We start from the raw sequence: 21,844 nt of genomic DNA on the forward strand, positions 1-21,844 counted from the left end.
CGCGCAGCCCGAAGAGGTGTCACCATGCACGACCAACACTCGCAAACGGTACACACCACCTGCCCCTACTGCGGCGTCGGTTGCGGCGTGCTGGCGTCGCCCGGCGCCGGGGGGACGGTCACGATCCAGGGCGACCCGCAGCACCCGGCCAATTACGGACGGCTCTGCTCCAAGGGGGCCGCCCTGGGGGACACCGTGGATCTGGACGGTCGGCTGCTGCACCCCGTGGTGCACGGCGAGCGGGCTGCGTGGGACACCGCGCTGGAGACGGTTGCCGAAGGGCTGCGCCGGGTGATTGCCGAGCACGGCCCGGAGGCGGTGGCCTTCTACGGCTCCGGTCAGATGCTCACCGAGGACTATTACGTCTCCAACAAGCTGTTCAAGGGCTTCATCGGCACGCCCCACGTGGACACCAACTCGCGGCTGTGCATGGCCTCCACCGTGGTGGGTCACAAGCGTGCCTTCGGCGCGGACACCGTGCCCGGCAACTACGCCGACCTGGAGCAGGCGGACCTGCTCGTGCTCGCCGGCTCCAATCTTGCCTGGTGCCATCCGGTGCTCTACCAGCGGGTGAAAGCGGCCAAGGCGGACAACCCGGACATGCAGGTGGTGGTCATCGACCCACGCCGGACGGACACCTGCGAGATCGCCGACCTGCATCTGCCCCTGGCGCCGGGGACGGACGTGTGGCTCTGGAACGGGCTGCTCCACCACCTGGCCCGTGACGGCCAGGTGGACTACGCCTTTCTCGAGCAGCACACCGAAGGCTTTGGCCAGGCCATCGAGACGGCGCGCGAGGGCGGCTCGGTGCCCGACGTGGCCGCCCAGTGCGACCTCCCTGAAGGTGACGTGATGCAGTTCTTCCGCCTGTTCACGCGCACCGAGAAGACCGTGTCGCTGTTCTCCCAGGGGGTGAACCAGTCCAGTGCCGGCACCGACAAGGTCAATGCCATCATCAACTGCCACCTGCTCACCGGCCGCATCGGCCGGCCTGGCATGGGCCCCTTCTCCATCACCGGCCAGCCCAACGCAATGGGTGGTCGCGAGGTGGGCGGGTTGGCCAACCAGCTGGCCGCGCACATGGACTTCGCGCCCGGCGATGTGGACCGGGTGCGCCGGTTCTGGGATGCCCCGAACCTGGTGACCGGCCCGGGCAACAAGGCGGTGGACCTGTTTCAGGCGGTGGAGCGTGGCGAGATCAAGGCCGTGTGGATCATGGCCACCAACCCGGCGGTGAGCCTGCCCGACGCCGACCGCATGCGCGCCGCGCTGGCGGACTGTGAGCTGGTGGTGGTTTCCGAGGCCATGGCCCACACGGATACTGCCGATGTGGCGGACGTGCTGCTGCCCGCCCTCACCTGGGGCGAAAAGGACGGCACGGTGACCAACTCCGAACGCCGGATCTCCCGGCAGCGGCCCTTCCTGCCGGCGCCGGGCGAGGCGCGGGCGGACTGGTGGGCGCTGTCGCAGGTGGCGCAGCGGCTCGGCTTCGGCGCGGCATTCCCCTATACCGCCCCGCATGACATCTTCGACGAGCATGCGCGGTTGTCCGCCTTCGAGAACGACGGCCGGCGGGATTTCGACATCACTGGCCTCGCGGGCATGGACCGTGCCGCCTACGACGCCATGACCCCCCGCCAGTGGCCGGTGCGCGCCGACGGCGCCGACACGCCGCGCCTGTTCGACGATGGGCGCTACTTCACCGACTCCGGTCGCGCCCGCTTCGTGGCGGTGGAACCGCGCGTGCCGGTCAACCGCCCCGACCCGCAGTTCCCCGTGGTGCTGAACACGGGCCGGGTGCGCGATCACTGGCACACCATGACCCGCACCGGCAAGGCGGCGCGGCTGTCCGCGCACGCCGTGGAGCCGTTCCTGCAGGTCCACCCGGATGATGCCGGCGTATTCGGCCTGGAAGAGGGTGGTCTCGCCCGGGTGGGCAGCCGCTGGGGGCACTTCGTTGGCCGTGTGGTGCTCGACCGCGGCCAGCGTCGGGGCAACGTCTTCGTACCCATGCACTGGAACGCCCAGTACGCCGCCAGGGGGCGTGCGGATGCGGTGGTGAACCCGGAGGTGGATCCGCTCTCCGGGGAACCGGAATTCAAGCACACCCCGGTTGCCATCGCCCCGGCCCAGGCCGCGTGGTACGGCTTCATGCTGTTGCGCGAGGCGCCGGTGGCGCACCCGGAGTGCGCCTGGTGGGCGTTCGCCCGGGGTGACGGTTTCGTGCGCTACGAGCTTGCCGGCAACGAGGATGCGGGCAGTCTGCCGGCGGTGGCGCGGACGCTCCTGGGCAATGGTGAGGACTGGCTGGAATTCGAGGATCCCGCCCGCGGCAGCTACCGGGCCGCCTGGCTCGACGGACGGGGGCGGCTGATGGGGTGCCTGTTCATGGGGCCGCTGGAGACGTTGCCCGCCCGGACCTGGCTTGCCGGGCTGTTCGAGACCGAAGGGCTGGACCCGGCCGAACGCATGGCGCTGCTGTCGGGACGGCCACCGGCCGGCACGCCGGATACCGGCCGCACCGTGTGCTCCTGCTTCGGTGTGGGCGAGAACACCATCATCGACACCATCGCCGCCGGGGCGGTTGATCCAGCCGCCGTCACGGCCGCCTGCCAGGCCGGTGGCAACTGTGGCAGCTGCGTGCCGGAGGTGCAGCGCCTGATCCTGCAGCACGCCCCGGCGATGAACAGGAGGAGTGCATGATGTCTGGTGGTCTGATTGACGGGCTGTTTCGGTCGCGACTGACGTCGCTCCTACGGGCACCTCGAATGGATTCTGCCGGAACCCGCCGTAGGAGCGACGTTAGTCGCGACCCCTCCGGTGAACCACAACGCACACCCGGCCGCGTCTATCTCGTCGGCGCCGGCCCCGGTGACCCGGAGCTGCTGACCCGCAAGGCCGAACGCGTGCTGCGCGAGGCCGACGTGATTCTCCACGACCGGCTGGTCTCTCCGGAGATCCTGGCGCTGGCCGGCCCGGGGCCGGAACGCATCTACGCCGGCAAGCAGTGCGGTGACCACCACGTCCCGCAGGGCCGAACCGAGGAGCTGCTCATTCGCTATGCGCGCCAGGGCCTCACCGTGGTGCGGCTCAAGGGCGGTGACCCGTTCATTTTCGGCCGCGGCGGCGAGGAGCAGGACGCCCTGCGGGCTGCCGGCATTCCCTGCGAGGTGGTGCCCGGTGTCACCGCTGCGCTCGGCTGCGCCGCCGCCACCGGGATTCCCCTCACGCACCGGGACCATTCACGCTCGGTGCTGTTTCTCACCGGCCACGACCGGGAAGGGCGCAGCCCCGATGACTGGGCCGCGCTGACCAAGGCCGACCGCACCCTGGTGGTGTACATGGGTCTCGGTCCGTTGGCCGGATTCTGCGACGGGCTACGCCGGCACGGCCTGCCGGACGACTGGCCGGTGGCCGTCATCGCCGAGGGAACCACCAGCAAGCAGCAGGTGGTGCGCGGCACGCTCCGGGATATTGCCGACCGGGCCGCTCGTGCCGGGCTGCCAAGCCCTGCGCTGACTCTCATCGGCCGGGTGGTCGATGCCGCCGACGACACGACACTGGCCGCCACCGCGGCCGGTACAGCAGTGCTCACGGAGTGAGGTGATCCCATGACATCCCAGGTCACGAAACGCAACACGGTGCTCGGCATGAGCACCTTCGGCTTCACCATCTGCTTTGCCGTCTGGGTGATGTTCGGGGTGATTGGCAACCCCATCGCCGACGAGCTGGGGCTGTCGGAGACGCAGTTCGGTCTGCTGTCGGCCATGCCCATTCTCACCGGCTCCCTGGCGCGCCTGCCCATCGGCATGCTGACGGACCGTTTCGGCGGCCGTCCCGTGTACGCACTGCTGATGCTCTCCACCGTGCTGCCCATCTACCTGCTGCAGTACGCCACCAGTTACTGGCAGCTGCTGGTGCTGGGCCTGTTCGTGGGCCTTGCCGGGGCGTCGTTCTCCGTGGGTATCGCCTACGTGGCGCGCTGGTTCCCGCGCGAGCGCCAGGGCTTTGCCATGGGGATCTTCGGCGCCGGTAACGCCGGTGCAGCACTGACCAACTACGTGGCGCCCACGCTGGTGGTGATGTTCGGCTGGCAGTTCGTGCCCACGGTCTACGCCATCGCCATGCTGGTGACCGTGGTGCTGTTCTGGTGTTTCACCTGGAATGATGTCCGTGACGACCAGGCCACCGTCCCGTCCATGCGGGAGCAGCTGCAGGTCCTGCGCGATCCGCGCGTGCTCAAGTACTGCCAGTACTACTCCGTGGTGTTCGGCGGTTACGTGGCGTTGTCGCTCTATCTCACCCGCTACTTCATCGCCGAGTACGGCGTCGGTATCCAGCTGGCCGCACTGGTCGCCAGCATCTTCGTGCTGCCCTCCGGCGTGATCCGCGCCCTGGGCGGCTGGTTCTCCGACCGCTTCGGCGCCCATGCGGTGACCTGGTGGTGCATGTGGGCAAGCGCCATCTGCCTGTTCTTCATGGCCTACCCCCATACCCGCGTCATCATCGACACGGTGGATGGCGGCACCCTGACCCTGAACCTGGGGCTGAACATCTGGCTGTTCACCGCGCTGCTGTTCGTCGTGGGCGTGGCCTGGGGCTTCGGCAAGGCGTCGGTGTTCAAGTACATCTCCGACGACTTCGACCGCAACATCGGCGTGGTGTCGGGCATCGTCGGCCTCGCCGGCGGCCTGGGCGGCTTCCTGCTGCCCATCATGTTCGGCGCGCTGGTGGACATCACCGGCGTGCGCAGCACCGTCTTCATGCTGCTGTTCGGCGTGACGGTGGTGTCGCTGATCTGGATGTGGTGGACGGAGCGCCGGCCCCACGGCGGCTCCGCCATGGAGGGGGCAGGAGCGCGGTCGTAGACCGCCGCGCTCAGATCGTCGGTGTGGCCGTGGGATGCGCCAGGTCCGGCACCGGCACGCGACCGCTGGCGTAGACCTCGCCCTGACGCCACAGGCGCCACTCGCCCGGCAGGTAGTCGTCCCAGCGCTCGTCGCTGGTGAGCGCCTCGGTGGCGATGACACTGACGATGTCCCGCGGCGTGGTCTCCGGCTCGAAGTCCACGGTGACATCCGCGTCCTTCAGCCGCGCCGGGCCGAAGGGGGCGCGGCGGGTGATGGCGGTCATGCGCGTGCTGCAGAACGTGAACAGCCAGTCGCCGTTGCTCACCAGCAGGTTGCACACGCCGCGCTGGGCATAGCTCCCGGCCCGGGTGACCAGCTCGGCCAGCAGGGTATCCAGTCCGACGTCCGGGGCCAGCTCGGCGCGGATGCCGTTGAGCAGATCGCAGAAGATGTGCTCGCTGTCGGTATCGCCCACGGGCTCGTAGATGCCCGGCCGGGCCCGGAACCCCTCGATCTGCCCGTTGTGGGCGAACGTCCAGTAGCGCCCCCGGAGCTCGCGGATGAACGGGTGGGTGTTCTCCAGCGCCACCCGCCCCACGTTGGCCTGCCGGATATGGCAGATTGCCGCCTCGCTCTTGATGGGGTGGGTCTCCAGCACCTCGGCGATGCGCGAGCTGGCGCTTGGCTCCGGGTCGTGGAACACGCGCACCCCTCGCCCTTCGTAGAAGGCGACCCCCCACCCGTCGCGATGCGGCCCGGCGCCGCCCCCGCGCTGGCGCAGGCCGGTGAAGCTGAAGCACAGGTCCGTTGGCGTGTTGGCGCTCATGGCCAGCAGTTCGCACATGGTCGGTTGTCACTCCGATTGGGTGGTGCAGGGCGACCAGTATACCGTCAGACCCGCCAACGGACCGCTATACTCCAGGGAAAAGAAGCCACAAGGCGACGGGCATGGAGGTGTGTCATGGCGGACCTGGGACGCGGCATCATCGCGGGGCTGGTTGCCACACTGGTCATGACGATTCTCATGGTGTTCCGGCTGGCGGCCGGCATCATGCCCTGGTTCAACCCCATCGAGGTCATGAGCCTGGCGGCGCAGACGGCCATGAACGTGGTGGCGGTGGATGTGCTTGGCTGGTTCATCCACTTCGTGGTGGGGGTTCTGCTCTGGGGCGGACTGTTCGGCTTGCTGGCGGGGTTTCTGCCCGGCGGCGGCTATCTGGCGCGGGGTCTGATCTTCGGGGTACTGGCGTGGCTGCTGGTCATGGTCGTCCTGTTTCCCCTGGCGGGGTCGGGCCTGTTCGGGATGGGGTTCGGCGCCCTGATTCCGTTCGGCACGCTGCTGTCGCACCTGATCTATGGTGCCGTACTGGGCGCCTCCTTCGGCTGGTTGAAGCGGCTCTGACCTATTGGCCGAAATACTGGCTGCGCAGCAGGGTGATGTACTCGCCCTCGATGGCGAGAAACAGCACCAGCACCAGCAGCACCAGCGGCGGTATCAATATCGCATAGACCAGTGATGGCCGCTCCCAGCGCACGTGCATGAAGATGGCGACGATCAGCCCCGCCTTTGCCAGCATGAACAGCAGCACCAGGAACCAGCGCCAGAATCCCTGCAGGTCATTGTAATCCACCAGGTAGGACAGAAAGCTCAGCACGAACAGCCAGCCCCAGACCTGCAGGTAGAGGGCGATGGGGGGCTGCTTGTGTTCGTCTTGCGTGGCCATGACCGCACCTCACAACAGGTAGAAGAACGCGAAGATGAACACCCAGACCAGGTCCACGAAGTGCCAGTACAGCCCGGCCACTTCCACGGGCTCGTAGTCGCCGCTGCGGTCGTAGTGCCCCTTGAGCACCTTGATCGCCACGATCAGCAGGTAGAGCACGCCGATGGAGACGTGCAGCCCGTGGAACCCGGTGATCATGAAGAATGCGGCGCCGAACTGCGGAGCGCCCATGGGGTTCTCCCACGGGCGCACGCCCTTGCCGATGAGGTCGGTCCACTCGTAGACCTGCAAGCCGACAAAGGTGGCGCCCAGCAGGGCCGTGAGCAGCAGGAAGAGCGCAGCCATGCGGCGGTTGCGCCGATAGCCGAAGTTCACCGCCATGGCCATGGTGCCGCTGCTGGTGATGAGGATGAACGTCATGATGGCGATCAGCAGCAGCGGGAACTCGTGGCCGAGGATGGTGAGGGCGAAGACCTCGCTGGTATCCGGCCACGCCAGCGGCGTGGTCAGCCGCACGGCCATGTAACCCACCAGCAGCAGCGTGAACACGAAGGTGTCGCTGAGCAGGAAGATCCACATCATGGCCTTGCCCCAGGAGACGTTGCGGAACGTCGCCCGGTCCGCCGCCCAGTCGCTGACCAGGCTCTGCCAGCCGGACTCGCCCCGGCCGGGCTGTGTGGATTCGTGTCGCTGTCCGGATTCCACCGCCATTACCCGATCCTCATGCCATGATGACCAGCACCCCCAGCAGCACCAGCCAGACCGCGAGCAGGAAATGCCAGTAAATGGCACACAGCTGAATGGAGAGCTGTAGCGCCGCACGGTCCGTACCCAGGCGGGACGCCATGCGTAGCCGCGACCAGGCGACCAGCCCGCCCAGCAGGTGCAGGGCGTGCAGCGCCGTCATCAGGTAGAAAAAGCTGTAGGCGGGGTTGGCCGCCAGGTGGCCGCCCTGCTGTTGGAGGTCCGCCCATGCCCAGATCTGGCTGCCGAGGAACGCCAGCGCCAGCACGCCGGCCGCCAGCACCGCCCGCCGGAGCGCGGGCAGACGCGCCAGGCGCGCGGCCTTGCGGGCCTGCTCGAAGGCGAGGCTGCTGGCCAGCAGCAGCAACGTGCTCAGCCACACCTGCCACGGCAGCGCCACGGGTTGCCAGTCCGGCATATGGCGGCGCATGACGTAGGCCATGACCACCAGCCCGAACAGCGATGCCAGCGGCAGCAGGAAGGTGTACAGGCCCCGTCGCAGGGCCGGACCCCGGCTCACCGGCCCCTGCCAGTGGCCAATGCCGGAGCTCGGCTCCAGGCTGCCGCGCTCGGGCTCTCGCCGGACCCAGAAGCTCATGGTGAGTCCTCCCTGTGGCCGTGATCCGGGGCGCTGGTCGGCCGCGGTTCGGTCTGCGGAATGAAGTCCTGCGGCGCCCTGGGCACGTTGTAGTCGTACGCCCAGCGGTGGACCTCGGGGAGCTCGGCGCCCCAGTTGCCGTGTCCCGGCGGGGTCTCCGGGGTCTGCCACTCGAGGCTGGTGGCGTTCCACGGATTACCGCCCGACGGCCTGCCGCGCACGGCGCTCCACGCCATGTTCCACAGGAACAGCACCTGGGCGACACCCACGGCCAGGGCCACCACCGTGATGAACGTGTTCAGGTCGTGGGCGGACTGCGGAATGAAGTCGTAATCGTAGTCGTAGTACCGCCGCGGCATTCCCAGCACGCCGAGATAGTGCATGGGGAAGTAGATGGCGTAGGTGCCCAGGAACGTGATCCAGAAATGGATGTGTCCCAGGCGCTCATCCATCATCCGGCCGGTGATCTTGGGGTACCAGTGGTAGATGGCGCCGAAGACCACCAGGATGGGCGCAACCCCCATGACCATGTGGAAGTGGGCCACCACGAAGTAGGTGTCGGCCAGGGGGATGTCCACCACCACATTGCCCAGGAACAGCCCGGTGAGCCCGCCGACGATGAAGGTGACGATGAACCCGATGGCGAACAGCATGGGCACGGTGAAATGGATGTCGCCCTTCCACAGGGTGAGTACCCAGTTGTAGACCTTGATGGCCGTGGGCACGGCGATGACGAGCGTGGAGATGGCAAAGAAGTAGCCGAACGACAGGTTCATGCCGCTCACGTACATGTGGTGCGCCCAGACGAAGAAGCTGAGAAAGCCGATGATGACGATGGCCCACACCATCATGTGGTAGCCGAAGATGTTCTTCCGGGCGTGGGTGCTGATGAGGTCCGACACCAGGCCGAAGGCGGGCAGGGCAACGATGTAGACCTCCGGGTGCCCGAAGAACCAGAACAGGTGCTGGAACAGCAGCGGGCTGCCGCCTTCGTGGTCCATCTGCTGGCCCATGGCGATGATGGCCGGCATGAAGAAGCTGGTGCCCAGGGTGCTGTCCAGGATCATCATCACCGCGGCGACGAACAGCGCCGGAAACGCCAGCAGTGCCATGATGGCGGCGACGAAGATCCCCCAGACGGTCAGTGGCATGCGCATGAGCGTCATGCCCGGTGCGCGCGCCTGCAGTACCGTGACCACGTAGTTCAGCCCGCCCATGGTGGCGGCGACGATGAAGATCGCCAGGGACACCAGCATGGTGAGAATGCCCCAGTCCGCACCCGGCGTGCCCCCGGTGATGGCCTGGGGCGGATACAGGGTCCAGCCTGCGCCGGTGGGCCCGTCGGGCACGAAGAAGCTCGCCATCAGAACGATGACGGACAGGAAATAGAACCAGAAACTCAGCATGTTCAGGTAGGGAAACACCATGTCCCGTGCGCCGATCATCAGCGGGATCAGGTAGTTGCCGAAGCCGCCCAGGAACAGCGCCGTGAGCAGGTAGACCACCATGATCATGCCGTGCATGGTCATGAACTGGTAGTACGCTTCGGCGTCGATGAGCCCCGAGTCGGGAAAACCGAGCTGGATGCGCATCAGCCCGGAGAGCACCAGCGCCACCAGCCCCACGCCGATGGCAGTGACCGAATACTGGATTGCGATGACCTTGTGGTCCTGGCTCCAGATGTACTTCCGCACGAAGCCGTGCGGCTCGTGGTGGGCATGGCTGTCGGCGGAAGCGGAATAGGCCATGGCGAGTCTCCCGGTCAGTCTCCGGTGCCGTTTTCGGGGGGTGGTGCGTCGTCGTCCCTGAGGCTGCGGATATACGCCACCAGCGCGTCCAGCTCGTCGTCCTCGAAGTCGTAGGCGGGCATTGCCGGCGGGTACCCCTGGGTGAGCTGTGCCCGCGGGTCGGTGATGGAGCGTCGGAGGTAGGCGTCGTCGGCGGTGACGGTGGAGCCGTCGTCCAGGGTGACCTCGCTGCCATAGAGGTTCAGCCAGGTGGGGCCGACGCTGCGGCTGCCGTCGGCGGTGTGGCAGGCCATGCAGCCTTCCGAGTCCGCCAGTTCCCGCCCCCAGCGCACGTCCTCGTCTTCCTCACGCTCCTCCAGGGCCGCCATCTGGTCGCCAAAGGTGCGGCGCTCCGCCAGCCAGGCATCGAAATCGTCCTGCTCCATGACGATGACGTCGTCGCGCATGCGGTAGTGGGCGATGCCGCAGTGCTGGGTGCACAGCACCTCGAACTCGCCGGTGCGGGTGGGGGTGAACCAGAAGTGGGTGACCATGCCGGGCACCATGTCCATCTTGGCCCGGAACTGCGGCACGAAGAAGCCGTGGATGACGTCCTGGGAGCGCAGGTGCATCTGCACGGGGCGGTCCACGGGCAGGCGCAGGGCGCCGTCCGCGATGACGATGTCGTCCCGGGAGGCCGGGTCGTCCGGGTCCAGACCGAGCGGGTTGTCCGAGCTGATCAGGCGGATGTCGGTGCGGCCGAACTCGCCGTCCTCGCCCGGGTAGCGGTAGTGGAAGCGCCACTGCTCGCCGAAGGCCTCCACGGCCATGGCGTCGTCGGGCGGATTGACGAAGTTGTTGTAGACGGCCAGGCCGGGCGCCAGCAGCGCGACGATGCCGACCGTGGTCAGCCCCAGAAGCCACCACTCCAGGCGCCGGTTGTCGGGGGTGTAGGCGGCCCGCTGGCCCTGCCGGTGGCGGTATTTCACCAGCGCGTAGATCATGAACGCCATCACCGCGACGAAGACCACGCCGGTGACGGCGAACGACAGGTGGAGCATCACATCCATGGAGTACCAGTTGGATGCGAGCTCGGTGAGTCCCCAGGGGCTCACCAGGTGGAACACGACCGAGGCCACGACCACCACGATCAGAACGATGACCACGCCCATGGCCACTCACCCTGGTATGCCGGGCCGGCGTCATGCCGCCCCGTTGACACCGGGCCGGGTCAGCGCCCAGGCGGCGACGGCGCCAGAGCCCGGCCAGTAACCGTCCGCCGGCAGTCCGTTACGGAAACGTCTCCGTGAAGAACCGCTTCATGCGGAACTGCATGGCGATCAGCCAATGGGGTGCCCCGGCCTGCGTGCCCGCCTCCTTCACGGTGGGGTGGCGGTGCAGCACCCGGTTGAGGATGTCCTCCTGCCCGGGCTCCAGGTCGACGAAGAAGACGTGCTGGCCCTTCTTCAGCGCCGATTCGAAGCGCCGGAAGTGGACGTTGGGTGTCTCGATGCCGCGCAGACCACCCTCCCACGTCAGAAACCCGAGCAGCACGATGGCGAGGAAGACGAAGGGCAGCCAGCCCGCTTCCGTGCCCGTCCAGCCCATGGCCCAGGGTACGAGCAGTGCCAGGGCGGCGGCGCACACACCCAGTGCCGCGCCGATCAGCGTCGAGTGCACCAGGTCGGTCTTCATCAGATCGGTGACGGCGTTGAGGTGGTGGTGGCGCTCCACGGCGCTGTCCTTGAGGCTCAGCACATGGATCTGGGGCGTGACGACCCCGGCCGCTTCCAGGTCTTCTTCGAGGCGTTCCAGATCATCCAGATCATCGCTGATGAAAAAATACCGGTTCAGTTTCATGACCACCCCTCCTCCGTTGTGCAAAGGTGATCAGCGTGTCCCTTCCCGAAGTGTGGTTCACGAGGGCGGGTTGGCTACGGTGTTTTTAGAATTTTCGGGTCGATAAGTCGTTGTTCATTGTGCTTTTTCGGCATAAAAACCGCCCGGAAAGGCTGGCGTTCCGCGCGCAAACCTGCGTAAGCTCGCGGGGCCGAGCAACAGAGGGTGCCCCCCATGGCTGACAGCATGTATTTCTATGAACCGGCCAACGGTCACGGTTTGCCGCACGACCCCTTCAACGCCATGGTGGCGCCGCGCCCGATCGGGTGGATCTCGTCCCGGGACGGCGACGGCAGGCTCAATCTGGCGCCCTACAGTTTCTTCAACGCCTTCAATTACCGGCCGCCCATCGTTGGTTTCGCCAGCATCGGCTACAAGGACTCGGTACGGAATATCGTCGACACCGGCGAGTTCGGCTGGAACCTGGCCACCCGGCCTCTGGCCGAGGCCATGAATGCCAGCTGTGCGGCCGTTGCGCCCGAGGTGGACGAGTTCGCGCTGGCCGGGCTGACGCCGGCGCCGTCCCGGGTGATCAGTGCGCCGCGGGTGGCGGAGACGCCGGTGTCGTTCGAGTGTGTCGTGACCCAGGTGCTGCAGCTCCAGGGCGCCGACGGTGCCCGGGTGGACAGCTGGATGGTGTTCGGCGAAGTGGTGGGGGTCCACATCCGCCAGGACCTGCTCAAGGACGGCATCTACGACACTGCCGCTGCCGAGCCGATCCTGCGCGCCGGCGGTCCGGCGGACTACTTCGGCGTCGATGCCTCCCAGCGCTTCCGCATGTACAGGCCCTGACGCAGGGCCGGGGGTGCTTCTGATTCGCGGGCTGGACGGAGGGCTGTCCGGGAGCCAGCGACGGATCAGTGCCGGGATGCCTCCGTGGCGGGGGCAAACTGCGCCTGCAGGTAGGCGATGATCGCGTCGGACTCGTAGAGCCAGCGGTCTGTACCGTCGGCCTCGCGGATACGCAGGCAGGGGACCTTCACCCTGCCGCCCTCGCGCTCAAGGGCCTCACGGTGTTCTCCCGGATGCTGGGCGTTGCGCAGCTCGATGTTCAGCGACAGGCGCTGCATGGCCCGGCGTGTCTTGATGCAGAACGGGCATGCAGGGAAGTGGTAGAGCGCCAGGGAACGGGTGCGCTCATCCACCCGCGCCTGCTCATCGGGCTCGCGTTCCATGCCCCGGGGCATGGTGAGCCGGTTGCCGACGATCATGAAAGGCGTCAGCACCAGGCGGACACCGCGAAAGAAGGTTCGTATCAGAATGCGCATGGCGCGCAGGATGGCACAGAGCCGGGCTTCGATACAGCCCTGCGATGGCCCCGGGGCGGGCGGCCTCCGACACGAACCTCTACGTCGAGAACGACGCCGGTGGCTTCGGTGGCCGGTAGCGGCGGGACGGAGTCCCGCCGCCGTGGTGTCGCCACCATCATGCCAGGTGATGGACCTCCTGGAGCCCGTAGACCGGCGTCGGGATTCCTTCCTTGCGCGCCTTGAGCTGCAGTGCCAGGTAATGGGAGTAGTGGCGTGACTGGTGCAGGTTGCCACCGTGGAACCACAGCGCCTCCTGCTGCGTGGGTTTCCACATGTTACGCAGCTCGCCCTCCCAGGGGCCGGGGTCCTTGGGCGTGTCCGAACCCAGGCCCCAGCACTTGCCGACCTTGTCGGCCACCTCCTGGGAGATGATGCGGGCCGCCCAGCCGTTCATGGAGCCGTAGCCCGTGGCGTAGACGATCAGGTCCGCCGGTAGCTCCGTGCCGTCCGTGAGCGTGACCGAGTGCGGGTTGATCCGTTCGATGCTCACGCCGCTGTGCAGTTTGATGTCGCCGTTGGCTACCAGCTCGCTGGCGCCCACGTCGATGTAGTAGCCGGAGCCGCGGCGCAGGTACTTCAGGAACAGCCCCGAGTCGTCGGCGCCGAAGTCCAGCAGGAACCCGGCGTCCTCAAGCGTCCTGTAGAAGTCCGCATCCTGTTCCCGGATCGTGTCGAATGCCGGCTTCTGCATCTGCGGCAGGACCTTGTACGGAATCGACGCGAAAATCATGTCCGCCATGTCGTGGGTGATGCCGTTGTTCACGGCGTCCTCGGAATACAGCGGCCCGAGCACCACATCCATGAGCGAGTCCGATTTGACGATATGGGTGGACGAGCGCTGCAGCATGGTGACGTCGGCGTCGTTTTCCCACAGTGCGGCGCAGATGTCGTGGGCGGAGTTGTTGGAGCCCACCACCACTACCTTCTTGCCGCGGTAGGCATCCGGCCCGGGGTGCTGGCTGGAGTGCTGCTGCTCGCCCTGGAACGTCTCGGCGCCGGGGTAGTCCGGCATGTTGGGCATGCCGGACATGCCGGTGGCGAGGACCAGCTGTTTCGGCCGCAGCGTGACCCGTTCGCCGTTGCGGTTGACGTTCACCGTCCACTCGCCGGTGGCCTCGTCGTAGCTGGCGCTCTCGCACTCGGTGGACGCCCAGTAGTTGAGCTCCATCACCCGGGTGTACATCTCCAGCCAGTCACCGATCTTGTCCTTGGGCGAGAACACCGGCCAGTTGTCGGGGAAGGGGAGGTAGGGCAGGTGGTCATACCAGACCGGGTCGTGCAGACACAGGGACTTGTAGCGGTTGCGCCAGGAGTCCCCCGGGCGCGGGTTCTTCTCCACCACGATGGTGGGCACGTCCATCTGGCGCAGCCGGGCGGCCAGCGCAATGCCTCCCTGGCCGCCACCGACGATCACGCAGTACGGCTGCTGCGTGTAGCCGAGCTCCTCCTGTTCCCGCCGACGCGACTCGAGCCAGGTCTCCCGCGCTTTCGACGCGCCGTGCTCGGCGCCCTTCGGACGCTGGTGGCGACGCGGTTCGGGGTGGTCGCGCAGGCCGTCCATGGCGGTGAGCAGGGTCCAGCATTTGCCGTCCTTCAGGCGCACGAGGCCCTGCCCCTCTGCGGCGCCGGTGCGGAAGCTGAACCAGCTCTCCACCACGCCGTCCGCTTCCGTGGCCTCGCCGGTCGGGGTCCACGCCTCCGGGCGCGCCTCCGGCACGGTATTCGCCAGCATGGCACGGATGGCGTCCTGCCCCTCGGCGGTCTTGATGTTCCAGGTCAAGGTGACCAGATCGCGCCAGTAGCATTCCTCTTGGTGGAACAGGGCTGCGGCGGCATCGAAATCACGCTGCCGCAGGGCGGCGTCCAGGTCCACGAGCCAGTCCGAGACCTGCTGATCGGGGGTGTTCTGTTGCACCGACATGTGTTTCTCCTCCATGTGGGTCTGGTTCTGTGGAACGGCCCTGTGTGTCGGGCCTTCAGAGGCGCTATAGCAGATGCCGTGCCAGCGACGGGCATTCTCTCGGGCACAAGCGCAATCACCTGATTCGGAGACGGTTTTTTCGTGGTGAGTGTGGTGGCCCGACGTGCGCCGGGGCGCAGCCGTCGTTACACCTGTGACGCTCGTGCGTTACAGGTGTAACACCCTGATTAGCCGGCCGTTACACTGTGTTGACACCCCTCGTCGGGTGTGCTGAGTTGACCCGACAACAAGGCCGTTCCGGCCGGTCATGACAGCGGTGGTCGCAACGGCCGCCGGGAGGAGAACATGGGCCTTCGCCGCGAACAGCGCGAGCACATCGACGCCGTTCTCAAGTACGCGGAAGGCAGGGGCAGCCCGGTGGCACAGGCGCCGAACACGCTGGTCATCGGGCAGTCGTGGCAGCGCTGCATCACCGAGTACGGGCTCGACCCGACCCGTCCGCGCCCGGCGCGCATCGTTACCAACCAGGTGCTGCGCGAGCATCAGGACCGCTCCGACGAATTGCTCGGTGTCGCCCGTGCTGGCGTCGATCAGCTCTACCAGCAGGCGGCGCAGCTGGATTACGTGCTGCTGCTGACCGATGATCGCGGCATCGCCGTGCAGTATCTGGGCGATCGGCACCGGGATGCCAGGCTGCGCAAGGCGGGGCTTTATCTGGGCTCCGACTGGAGTGAGGACTACGCAGGCACCTGCGCCGTGGGCACTTGTCTGCAGGGTAACGTGTCCCTGAGCTGTCACCGCACCGATCACTTCGATGCCACCCACATCGGACTGACCTGCACCGCCGCGCCCATCCGCGATCCCGACGGCCGACCGCTTGCGGTACTCAACATCTCCGCCCTGGATTCGCCCATTGGTCCGGAAAGTCAGACCTTCGGTCACCACCTGGTGACGCTGTACGCGCGCATGATCGAGGATGCGTATTTCCTGCGTCGCTACCGCAACAGCTATCTGCTGCGCTGTGACACCTCCCGTGAGTTCGTGCGTGTCAGCGGCCGTTACCTGATCGCCCTGGAAGAGGACGGCACCATCCTGGCCGCAAACACGGCGGGGCGGGAGCTCATCGCTGGCGGCGGACCGGCCGGCGCCGGTGCCACCGCGATCACGGCGGTGCTGGACTGCGAGCTGCGCGACCTCTGGGATCTTCCCTACCGCAGCGAGGACCAGATCCGCGCCTTCCGCACGCGACGCAGCAGCGAGGTGTACTTCGCGACCCTGATCCAGCCCAGCCGCTCCCTGCCGCGGAGTCGCACCAATGGCCCGGGCATGGCCGAAGAGGACGTGCCCGCACTCGATCAGCTGGCGGCAGACGACCCGGCCATGCGCAAGACGCTGGCGATGGCCAAGCGGCTGCGCAACGAGCCCATCAACGTGCTGGTCACCGGCGAGACCGGGACTGGCAAGGAGCGCCTCGCCCGGGCCCTGCACGACTCCAGTGCGCGCGCCAACGGCGCCTTTGTTGCCCTGAACTGTGCGGCCATCCCCGAGTCGTTGATCGAAAGTGAACTGTTCGGCTATCAGGGTGGCAGCTTTACCGGTGCCCGCCAGAAGGGGCGTGCCGGGCTGGTGCAGCAGGCCCATGGCGGCACGCTCTTTCTGGACGAGATCGGCGACATGCCGCTGCACCTGCAGACCCGTCTGCTGCGCGTGCTCGCCGAGCGGGAGATCCAGCCCCTGGGCACCGAGCGCCCCGTGCCGGTGGATCTGCGGGTGGTTGCGGCGACCCATCAGGATCTGCGGCGGCTCATCGCCTCGGGGGCGTTCCGGGAAGACCTCTACTACCGCCTGAACGGGGCAACCCTGTGGCTGCCGCCACTGCGGGAACGTGCCGATCAGCAGCACGTCATCGACAGCGTGTATGCGGATCTCACCCGCAACCGGCCCCATGCGCCGCGCCTGCGCGCGGATGCGGTCAGCGCCCTGCTGGCGAACCCCTGGCCGGGCAACATCCGCCAGCTCATCAATGCACTGGCTTTCGCGCTCGCCACCGCGCCGGGTGACGAGATCACCGCCGGCGACCTGCCCGACGAGCACCCGCCCGCCTCGCTGGCGTCCCGGGGCCCCGGCGTGCACCGGCCCCAGGCGGGTAGCTACACCGGCGACGCCGCGATACTGCACGAGGCGCTGATGCGTACGCACTGGAACATCACCGCCGTGGCCAGGGAGCTGGGCCTGTCCCGCCCGACCATCTACCGGCGCATGCGCCGCCACGGCATGGTGCCCCCCAACTGGCGGGACGGCGAGGAGGCCGGTTCCGGTTAGATTGCAGGCGGCCACTGCCGGCCCGGGTTATCGTTCCACTTGGTGAACGCTTTGGTGCAGTTCCGGGGGCTACTGGTTTGATTGTCTCGCGCATATCCTGTGTAACCTATTCAACCAGTAGCGCAGGAGGTCACCATGAAGGCCATTCGCAGCGTGCACGCGGCACCCCGCCACCACTGGGTCGGTAACGGTTTCCCGGTGCGGTCGCTGTTCTCCCACCACGACCATGGCCAGGCCCTGGATCCGTTTCTGCTCATGGATTATGCCGGCCCGGCGACCTTCCAGCCCGCGACCAGGCCACGGGGTGTCAGCGAGCATCCGCACAAGGGCTTCGAGACCGTCACCATCGTCTACCAGGGCGAGGTGGCGCATCGGGACTCCACGGGTCACGGCGGCGTGATCGGGCCGGGCGATGTCCAGTGGATGACTGCCGGTGCCGGGATTCTGCACGAGGAGTTTCACTCCGATGCCTTCACCGAGGCGGGAGGGGCGCTGCAGATGGTGCAGCTGTGGGTCAACCTGCCGGCCAGAGCGAAGGGGATGGAGCCGGGATACCAGGCAATTCGTGCCGGCGACATCCCGGAGGTGGCGCTGCCGGAAGGGGCAGGTACCGTGCGCATCATCGCGGGTGACCTGGCGGATCGAGCCGGGCCGGCGCAGACGCAGACCCCGATGCAGGTCTGGGATGTGCGCCTGCAGCGGAATGGCCGTGCGACCCTGCACCTGCCCGAGGGCTGGCCCGTCGCCGTGGCCGTTGTTGACGGCACGGTGATGGTCAACGACGACGGGGTGCTGCGAGATGCCGACCTGGCCATCCTGGCCACCGAGGGCAGTGCCGTGTCCCTGGAGGCCAACAACGAAGCACGGCTGCTCGTGCTCAGCGGCGAGCCGATCGGTGAGCCGGTGGCGGCCCGCGGGCCGTTCGTGATGAATCACGAGCACGAGATCGAGCAGGCGCTGGCGGATTTCCGCCACAACCGGCTCGTGCCCCGGAAAGCCTCCTAGCCCGCCGCCCCGGCCGGCATTTCGCCGGCCGGGGCGGCTGCAGGGGTGTAGACTTCATCAGACGGGCGACAACCGCATTGTACCGGGACGCGCCGTCATGCCACTGGAAGGAGAGCGCCATGAGCTGGAATCCCGCACTGACCCCCGGCTGCCCGGACGAAATCGGCGTCGACGCCATCGAGACCCTGATCATCCCGCGGGCGCGGGATCTGGGTGGCTTCGAGGTGCGGCGCGCCCTGCCGGCGCCGAAACGGCAGATGGTTGGTCCGTTCATCTTCTTCGATCAGGTGGGTCCGGCGGAGTTTCTCACCGGCAGTGGCATCGACGTGCGGCCCCACCCGCATATCGGCCTCGGCACGGTCACCTACCTGTACGACGGTGATCTTCACCACCGGGACAGCCTGGGCACGGACCAGGTCATCCGGCCCGGCGCGTTGAACTGGATGGTGGCCGGGCGGGGCGTCACCCATTCGGAACGCACCTCGGTGGCGAGTCGCGAGCAGGCCAGCAACCTGTTCGGCATCCAGACCTGGGTCGCACTCCCGGAAGGTCAGGAAGAGATGGTGCCGATCTTCGAGCACCACGGTCAGGACCGGCTCCCGGTCATCGAGGACGACGGTGTCCGGGTTCAGCTCCTGCTCGGTGATGCCTACGGCGAGCGGGCGCCGGCCACCCTGTACTCCGAAGCCTTCTACGCGGATGTGCAGCTGGCGCCGGGGGCGCTCTTCCCGCTGCCCGACAACCACGAGGACCGCGGGATCTACGTGATCGATGGCGCCATCACCATCGCCGGTCAACAGTTCGATCGCGCGCAGATGATGGTATTCCGGCCCGGCGATCGCATCACCGTGGCGGCCGGTGAGCAGGGGGCTCGCCTGATGATTCTCGGCGGCGCCACCCTCGGCGGGCCGCGCTACATCTGGTGGAACTTCGTTGCCTCCTCGAAAGAGCGCATCGAGGAGGCGAAACGCCAGTGGCAGGCCGAGCAATGGGGCGCAGGCCTGTTCGATCTCCCGCCCACGGACCGGGACGAGCATGTGCCGTTGCCGGGGTAGGTGAGGGATTCAATTCGCCAAACCGGCCAGCAATGCGCCCGGATGGTGCGCTCGGGCAGGTGGTGCATTCTTATGCGCCACCGGGTTGGTATTTTACGCGGGAGTGTTTCAGCAACCCGTTGTTTTTTCAATAAAGTACCGATTGGTCAGCGATTTGCATCCTCTCCTCCGGGTTTCCCGACCAGTGAGGATGGTTCGATGACCGACAATAACAACCACGGCAACTGCTGCGCAGGTCATGGTGGACACGATGATGCGCACCAGCACGACGACGGTGTCTCCCGGAGCCGCAGAAATTTCCTCGTGCAATCCACCGGTGCGGCGGGGGCGTTGACGGCGGCGGCGGCTGGCCTGCCTTACGTGACCACCGCGCAGGCGGAGGGCCTCAATGGCTTCACCGAGGTCGGTGCACGCAAGCATCACTATCTGCCGGCGACCAGAGACACAGTTCACTGGGGCTATTTCAGCAAGAACCTTCCGGGGATCGTCGAAGCGGAATCAGGTGATTTCGTGACCATCGAGACCGTGACCCATCACGCCTACGACGACTTCGACCGCATGATCAAGGGCGACCCCGGGGTTGAGGGGATCTTCCACTGGGACGGCGAGGGCAAGGGCGTTGACCGACGCGGCGCAGGGCCCATGGATGCCTCGTTGTTCGGTCGCGGCGCAGGTGAAGGACTGGGCGTTCACATTCTCACCGGGCCCGTCTACATCAAGGGTGCGGAGCCGGGCGATGTGCTGGAGGTGCGCATTGTCGATGCCAAGCCGCGTCCGTCAGGCAATCCGGAGTATGCGGGCAAGACGTTCGGCAGTAACGCGGCCGCCTGGTGGGGGTTCCACTACGACGATCTTCTGGAGGAGCCGAAGCCCCGAGAGGTCATTACCATCTACGAACTGGATGCCCGCGCCCACAGGAATTGGGCGAAAGCGGTTTACAACTACCGCTGGACCACCCAGACCGACCCGTTCGGTGTGGATCACGAGACCATCGACTACCCCGGCGTCCCCGTCGACCACGACACCATCGAGAAACGCCACGGCGTGCTTGAGAACGCCCGCATCCCGGTGCGGCCGCATTTCGGGGCGATTGCCGTGGCACCGCGGGAAGAAGACATGGTGGACTCCATTCCGCCGAGCTATTTTGGTGGCAACGTGGACAACTGGCGCATGGGCAAGGGCGCGACCATGTACTATCCGGTGGCGGTGGACGGGGCCCTGTTGTCCGTGGGCGACCCGCACGCCTCGCAGGGCGATTCGGAACTGTGTGGCACGGCAATCGAGTGCTCTCTGACCGGGACTTTCCAGATCATCGTCCACAAGGAAGCCGATCTGCAGGGTACGCGCCTCGAGGGGCTGGAGTATCCGCTGATGGAGACCCAGGACGACTGGGTGATCCACGGGTTCAGCTATGCCAACTATCTGGAAGAACTCGGTCGTGATGCCCAGAGTGTCATCTACGAGAAGTCGTCCATTGACCGGGCCATGCGGGATGCCTACCGCAAGATGCGCCACTTTCTCATGACCACCCAGGGGTTGAACGAAGACGAGGCGATTTCCCTGATGAGCATCGGCGTGGATTTCGGGATCACCCAGATCGTCGACGGAAACTGGGGTGTTCACGGGATACTCAAGAAGAACATCTTCGCCGGCGCGTGATTCCGGCTCGTTCACTGGATCGTGAGTGGCGACAGGCCGGCGGGCGTTCCCGGCCTGTCGCTGCTACTCCTTGTAGTAGACCACCTGATGGCTGGAGGCGAGCAGACTGCCGTCGGTGCTCCACACCTCCGCGCTCTGGTCGAAGAACCCCTTGCCGAAGTTGAGTCCGCGGGCGCTGCCGAGGAGGAAGCCGGTGCCTTGCTCATGCACCTGTGCGGCGTCGGCGTGGAAGTAGGTGGTCAGGGTGACCGTACCGATGGGCGTCCACGCGCCGCGGCGCACGAAGATGCGCGGGAAGAACGCGTCACACAGGGCGGCCAGCGATACGAAATCCAGCGGGCGGGGCGGATTGTCGCGCAGCCACAGGCGGCTCTGGGACGGGATGTCGTCGTTAGGCCTGCCGCCGATGGCGCCGTCCACGAAGCGCATCTCGTAGCAGCGGGTCCAGGGCGCCCGCTCGACAGGGGTTGCCCGTTCCAGAGACGCCGCCGGAGGGACCTCGGGGAAGAGCGCGTCGGTGGCGCCCCAGGTCTCCCGCCGCAGCGCCGTGACCGCGGTCGCGAAGGCGACGATCTGCTCGTCCTGGACCATCTCCACGAGCCAGTGCTGGGTGCTGCGGTTGGTGCGCATGGCCCGGGCGGTCACGGAGAACGCGCCGTCCGCGATCGGCGCCGCGTAATGGACGGTCAGCGAGATCGGGTCGCCCAAGCGCTGCGGGTCCGTCATCACCGCGTTCAGCAGTGTTGCCCCGATCACTCCGCCGAACGGCCCCACCATGTTGGCGTAGGCGGCCGTGGTGTGGCCGGTGTGACCCCCGTCGCCGCGGGGCGTGAGTGCGACGGCTTGGTCGAACGGGTGAGCCTCCGGGGCGGACGCCATCATGTCTGCTCCCTGTCTGGTTGAGACGGACCGTTCAGCGCGCCGCCGCCTGCTCCAACCATCACTGCCGCCTTGTTCACGGGCGTTCTCCTGTCAGGTTCTTTTTTGGAATCCGGCTTGGGAATGTATGGTTCTTTTGTGGAACCTGTCA

The 21,844-nt window shown here is 66.9% G+C and carries 19 protein-coding genes; 9 read left to right on the forward strand and 10 right to left on the reverse strand.

From position 1 onward, the window contains the following. Positions 1-24 precede the first annotated feature (24 nt). The 3 genes from BMZ02_RS10815 (at position 25) to BMZ02_RS10825 (ending at position 4,868) form a co-directional block, all read left to right on the forward strand. Positions 25-2,703 carry a nitrate reductase gene (locus BMZ02_RS10815; protein ID WP_091643467.1) on the forward strand — a complete coding sequence of 893 codons (2,679 nt, stop codon included), beginning with the start codon at positions 25-27 and terminating at the stop codon, positions 2,701-2,703. Positions 2,704-2,768: 65 nt separating this feature from the next. Beyond that, positions 2,769-3,602 (forward strand): uroporphyrinogen-III C-methyltransferase, encoded by an 834-nt coding sequence (gene cobA, locus BMZ02_RS10820; protein ID WP_216110811.1) that lies wholly within the window; start codon positions 2,769-2,771, stop codon positions 3,600-3,602. Positions 3,603-3,611: 9 nt separating this feature from the next. Next, positions 3,612-4,868, forward strand: coding sequence for an MFS transporter (locus tag BMZ02_RS10825; RefSeq protein WP_091643473.1), 1,257 nt, complete (start codon positions 3,612-3,614; stop codon positions 4,866-4,868). A gap of 10 nt (positions 4,869-4,878) precedes the next feature. Here the strand turns inward: BMZ02_RS10825 and BMZ02_RS10830 are convergent, their stop codons facing one another. Further along, positions 4,879-5,694 (reverse strand): class II glutamine amidotransferase, encoded by an 816-nt coding sequence (locus BMZ02_RS10830; protein WP_091643476.1) that lies wholly within the window; start codon positions 5,692-5,694, stop codon positions 4,879-4,881. A gap of 117 nt (positions 5,695-5,811) precedes the next feature. On the opposite strand from BMZ02_RS10830, the gene BMZ02_RS10835 reads away from it, so the two are divergent. Then, positions 5,812-6,252 carry a DUF6789 family protein gene (locus BMZ02_RS10835; protein WP_091643478.1) on the forward strand — a complete coding sequence of 147 codons (441 nt, stop codon included), beginning with the start codon at positions 5,812-5,814 and terminating at the stop codon, positions 6,250-6,252. A 1-nt stretch (position 6,253) separates the two neighbouring features. Here BMZ02_RS10835 and BMZ02_RS10840 read toward each other — a convergent pair whose 3' ends face one another. From BMZ02_RS10840 to BMZ02_RS10865, 6 genes are all read right to left on the reverse strand, one after another. Beyond that, positions 6,254-6,574 (reverse strand): cytochrome C oxidase subunit IV family protein, encoded by a 321-nt coding sequence (locus BMZ02_RS10840; protein ID WP_091643481.1) that lies wholly within the window; start codon positions 6,572-6,574, stop codon positions 6,254-6,256. Between the two features lie 9 nt (positions 6,575-6,583). After that, positions 6,584-7,285 carry a cytochrome c oxidase subunit 3 gene (locus tag BMZ02_RS10845; RefSeq protein ID WP_091643483.1) on the reverse strand — a complete coding sequence of 234 codons (702 nt, stop codon included), beginning with the start codon at positions 7,283-7,285 and terminating at the stop codon, positions 6,584-6,586. 10 nt (positions 7,286-7,295) lie between these two features. After that, positions 7,296-7,916, reverse strand: a complete 621-nt coding sequence (locus BMZ02_RS10850) for a cytochrome c oxidase subunit 3 (protein ID WP_091643486.1) — start codon at positions 7,914-7,916, stop codon at positions 7,296-7,298. Further along, positions 7,913-9,664: a cytochrome c oxidase subunit I gene (gene ctaD / locus BMZ02_RS10855; protein WP_091643489.1), complete on the reverse strand. Its 1,752-nt coding sequence runs from the start codon at positions 9,662-9,664 to the stop codon at positions 7,913-7,915. The genes BMZ02_RS10850 and ctaD overlap by 4 nt, the downstream gene beginning before the upstream one ends. A gap of 14 nt (positions 9,665-9,678) precedes the next feature. Next, on the reverse strand, positions 9,679-10,815 hold the full coding sequence (gene coxB, locus BMZ02_RS10860) for a cytochrome c oxidase subunit II (protein WP_091643492.1): 1,137 nt from the start codon (positions 10,813-10,815) through the stop codon (positions 9,679-9,681). A gap of 118 nt (positions 10,816-10,933) precedes the next feature. After that, positions 10,934-11,503 carry an NAD/FAD-utilizing enzyme gene (locus tag BMZ02_RS10865; RefSeq protein WP_216110812.1) on the reverse strand — a complete coding sequence of 190 codons (570 nt, stop codon included), beginning with the start codon at positions 11,501-11,503 and terminating at the stop codon, positions 10,934-10,936. A 213-nt stretch (positions 11,504-11,716) separates the two neighbouring features. Between BMZ02_RS10865 and BMZ02_RS10870 the strand changes: the two genes are divergently transcribed. Further along, complete coding sequence (locus BMZ02_RS10870; RefSeq protein ID WP_091643495.1) at positions 11,717-12,334, forward strand: flavin reductase family protein; 618 nt, start codon at positions 11,717-11,719, stop codon at positions 12,332-12,334. A 65-nt stretch (positions 12,335-12,399) separates the two neighbouring features. On the opposite strand, the gene BMZ02_RS10875 is transcribed toward BMZ02_RS10870, so the two are convergent. After that, entirely contained in the window at positions 12,400-12,810 is a 411-nt protein-coding gene (locus BMZ02_RS10875; RefSeq protein ID WP_091643498.1) for a glutaredoxin family protein, read from the reverse strand. Positions 12,811-12,967: 157 nt separating this feature from the next. Then, positions 12,968-14,773 carry an NAD(P)/FAD-dependent oxidoreductase gene (locus BMZ02_RS10880; RefSeq protein WP_091643501.1) on the reverse strand — a complete coding sequence of 602 codons (1,806 nt, stop codon included), beginning with the start codon at positions 14,771-14,773 and terminating at the stop codon, positions 12,968-12,970. A 345-nt stretch (positions 14,774-15,118) separates the two neighbouring features. Here BMZ02_RS10880 and BMZ02_RS10885 point away from each other — a divergent pair, with 345 nt between their 5' ends. The 4 genes from BMZ02_RS10885 (at position 15,119) to BMZ02_RS10900 (ending at position 20,814) form a co-directional block, all read left to right on the forward strand. Continuing rightward, positions 15,119-17,095, forward strand: a complete 1,977-nt coding sequence (locus tag BMZ02_RS10885) for a sigma-54-dependent Fis family transcriptional regulator (RefSeq protein WP_091643503.1) — start codon at positions 15,119-15,121, stop codon at positions 17,093-17,095. 135 nt (positions 17,096-17,230) lie between these two features. Next, positions 17,231-18,100 carry a pirin family protein gene (locus BMZ02_RS10890; protein ID WP_091643506.1) on the forward strand — a complete coding sequence of 290 codons (870 nt, stop codon included), beginning with the start codon at positions 17,231-17,233 and terminating at the stop codon, positions 18,098-18,100. Between the two features lie 119 nt (positions 18,101-18,219). Beyond that, complete coding sequence (locus BMZ02_RS10895) at positions 18,220-19,155, forward strand: pirin family protein (RefSeq protein ID WP_091643508.1); 936 nt, start codon at positions 18,220-18,222, stop codon at positions 19,153-19,155. A gap of 198 nt (positions 19,156-19,353) precedes the next feature. Then, positions 19,354-20,814 (forward strand): acetamidase/formamidase family protein, encoded by a 1,461-nt coding sequence (locus BMZ02_RS10900; RefSeq protein ID WP_091643511.1) that lies wholly within the window; start codon positions 19,354-19,356, stop codon positions 20,812-20,814. Between the two features lie 63 nt (positions 20,815-20,877). Here BMZ02_RS10900 and BMZ02_RS10905 read toward each other — a convergent pair whose 3' ends face one another. Beyond that, a complete protein-coding gene (locus tag BMZ02_RS10905) occupies positions 20,878-21,696 on the reverse strand; it encodes an acyl-CoA thioesterase (RefSeq protein WP_091643513.1) in 819 nt (272 codons plus the stop codon). Positions 21,697-21,844: the final 148 nt, after the last annotated feature.

Origin of the sequence: Aquisalimonas asiatica, assembly GCF_900110585.1 — a bacterium.
Lineage (GTDB): Bacteria > Pseudomonadota > Gammaproteobacteria > Nitrococcales > Aquisalimonadaceae > Aquisalimonas > Aquisalimonas asiatica.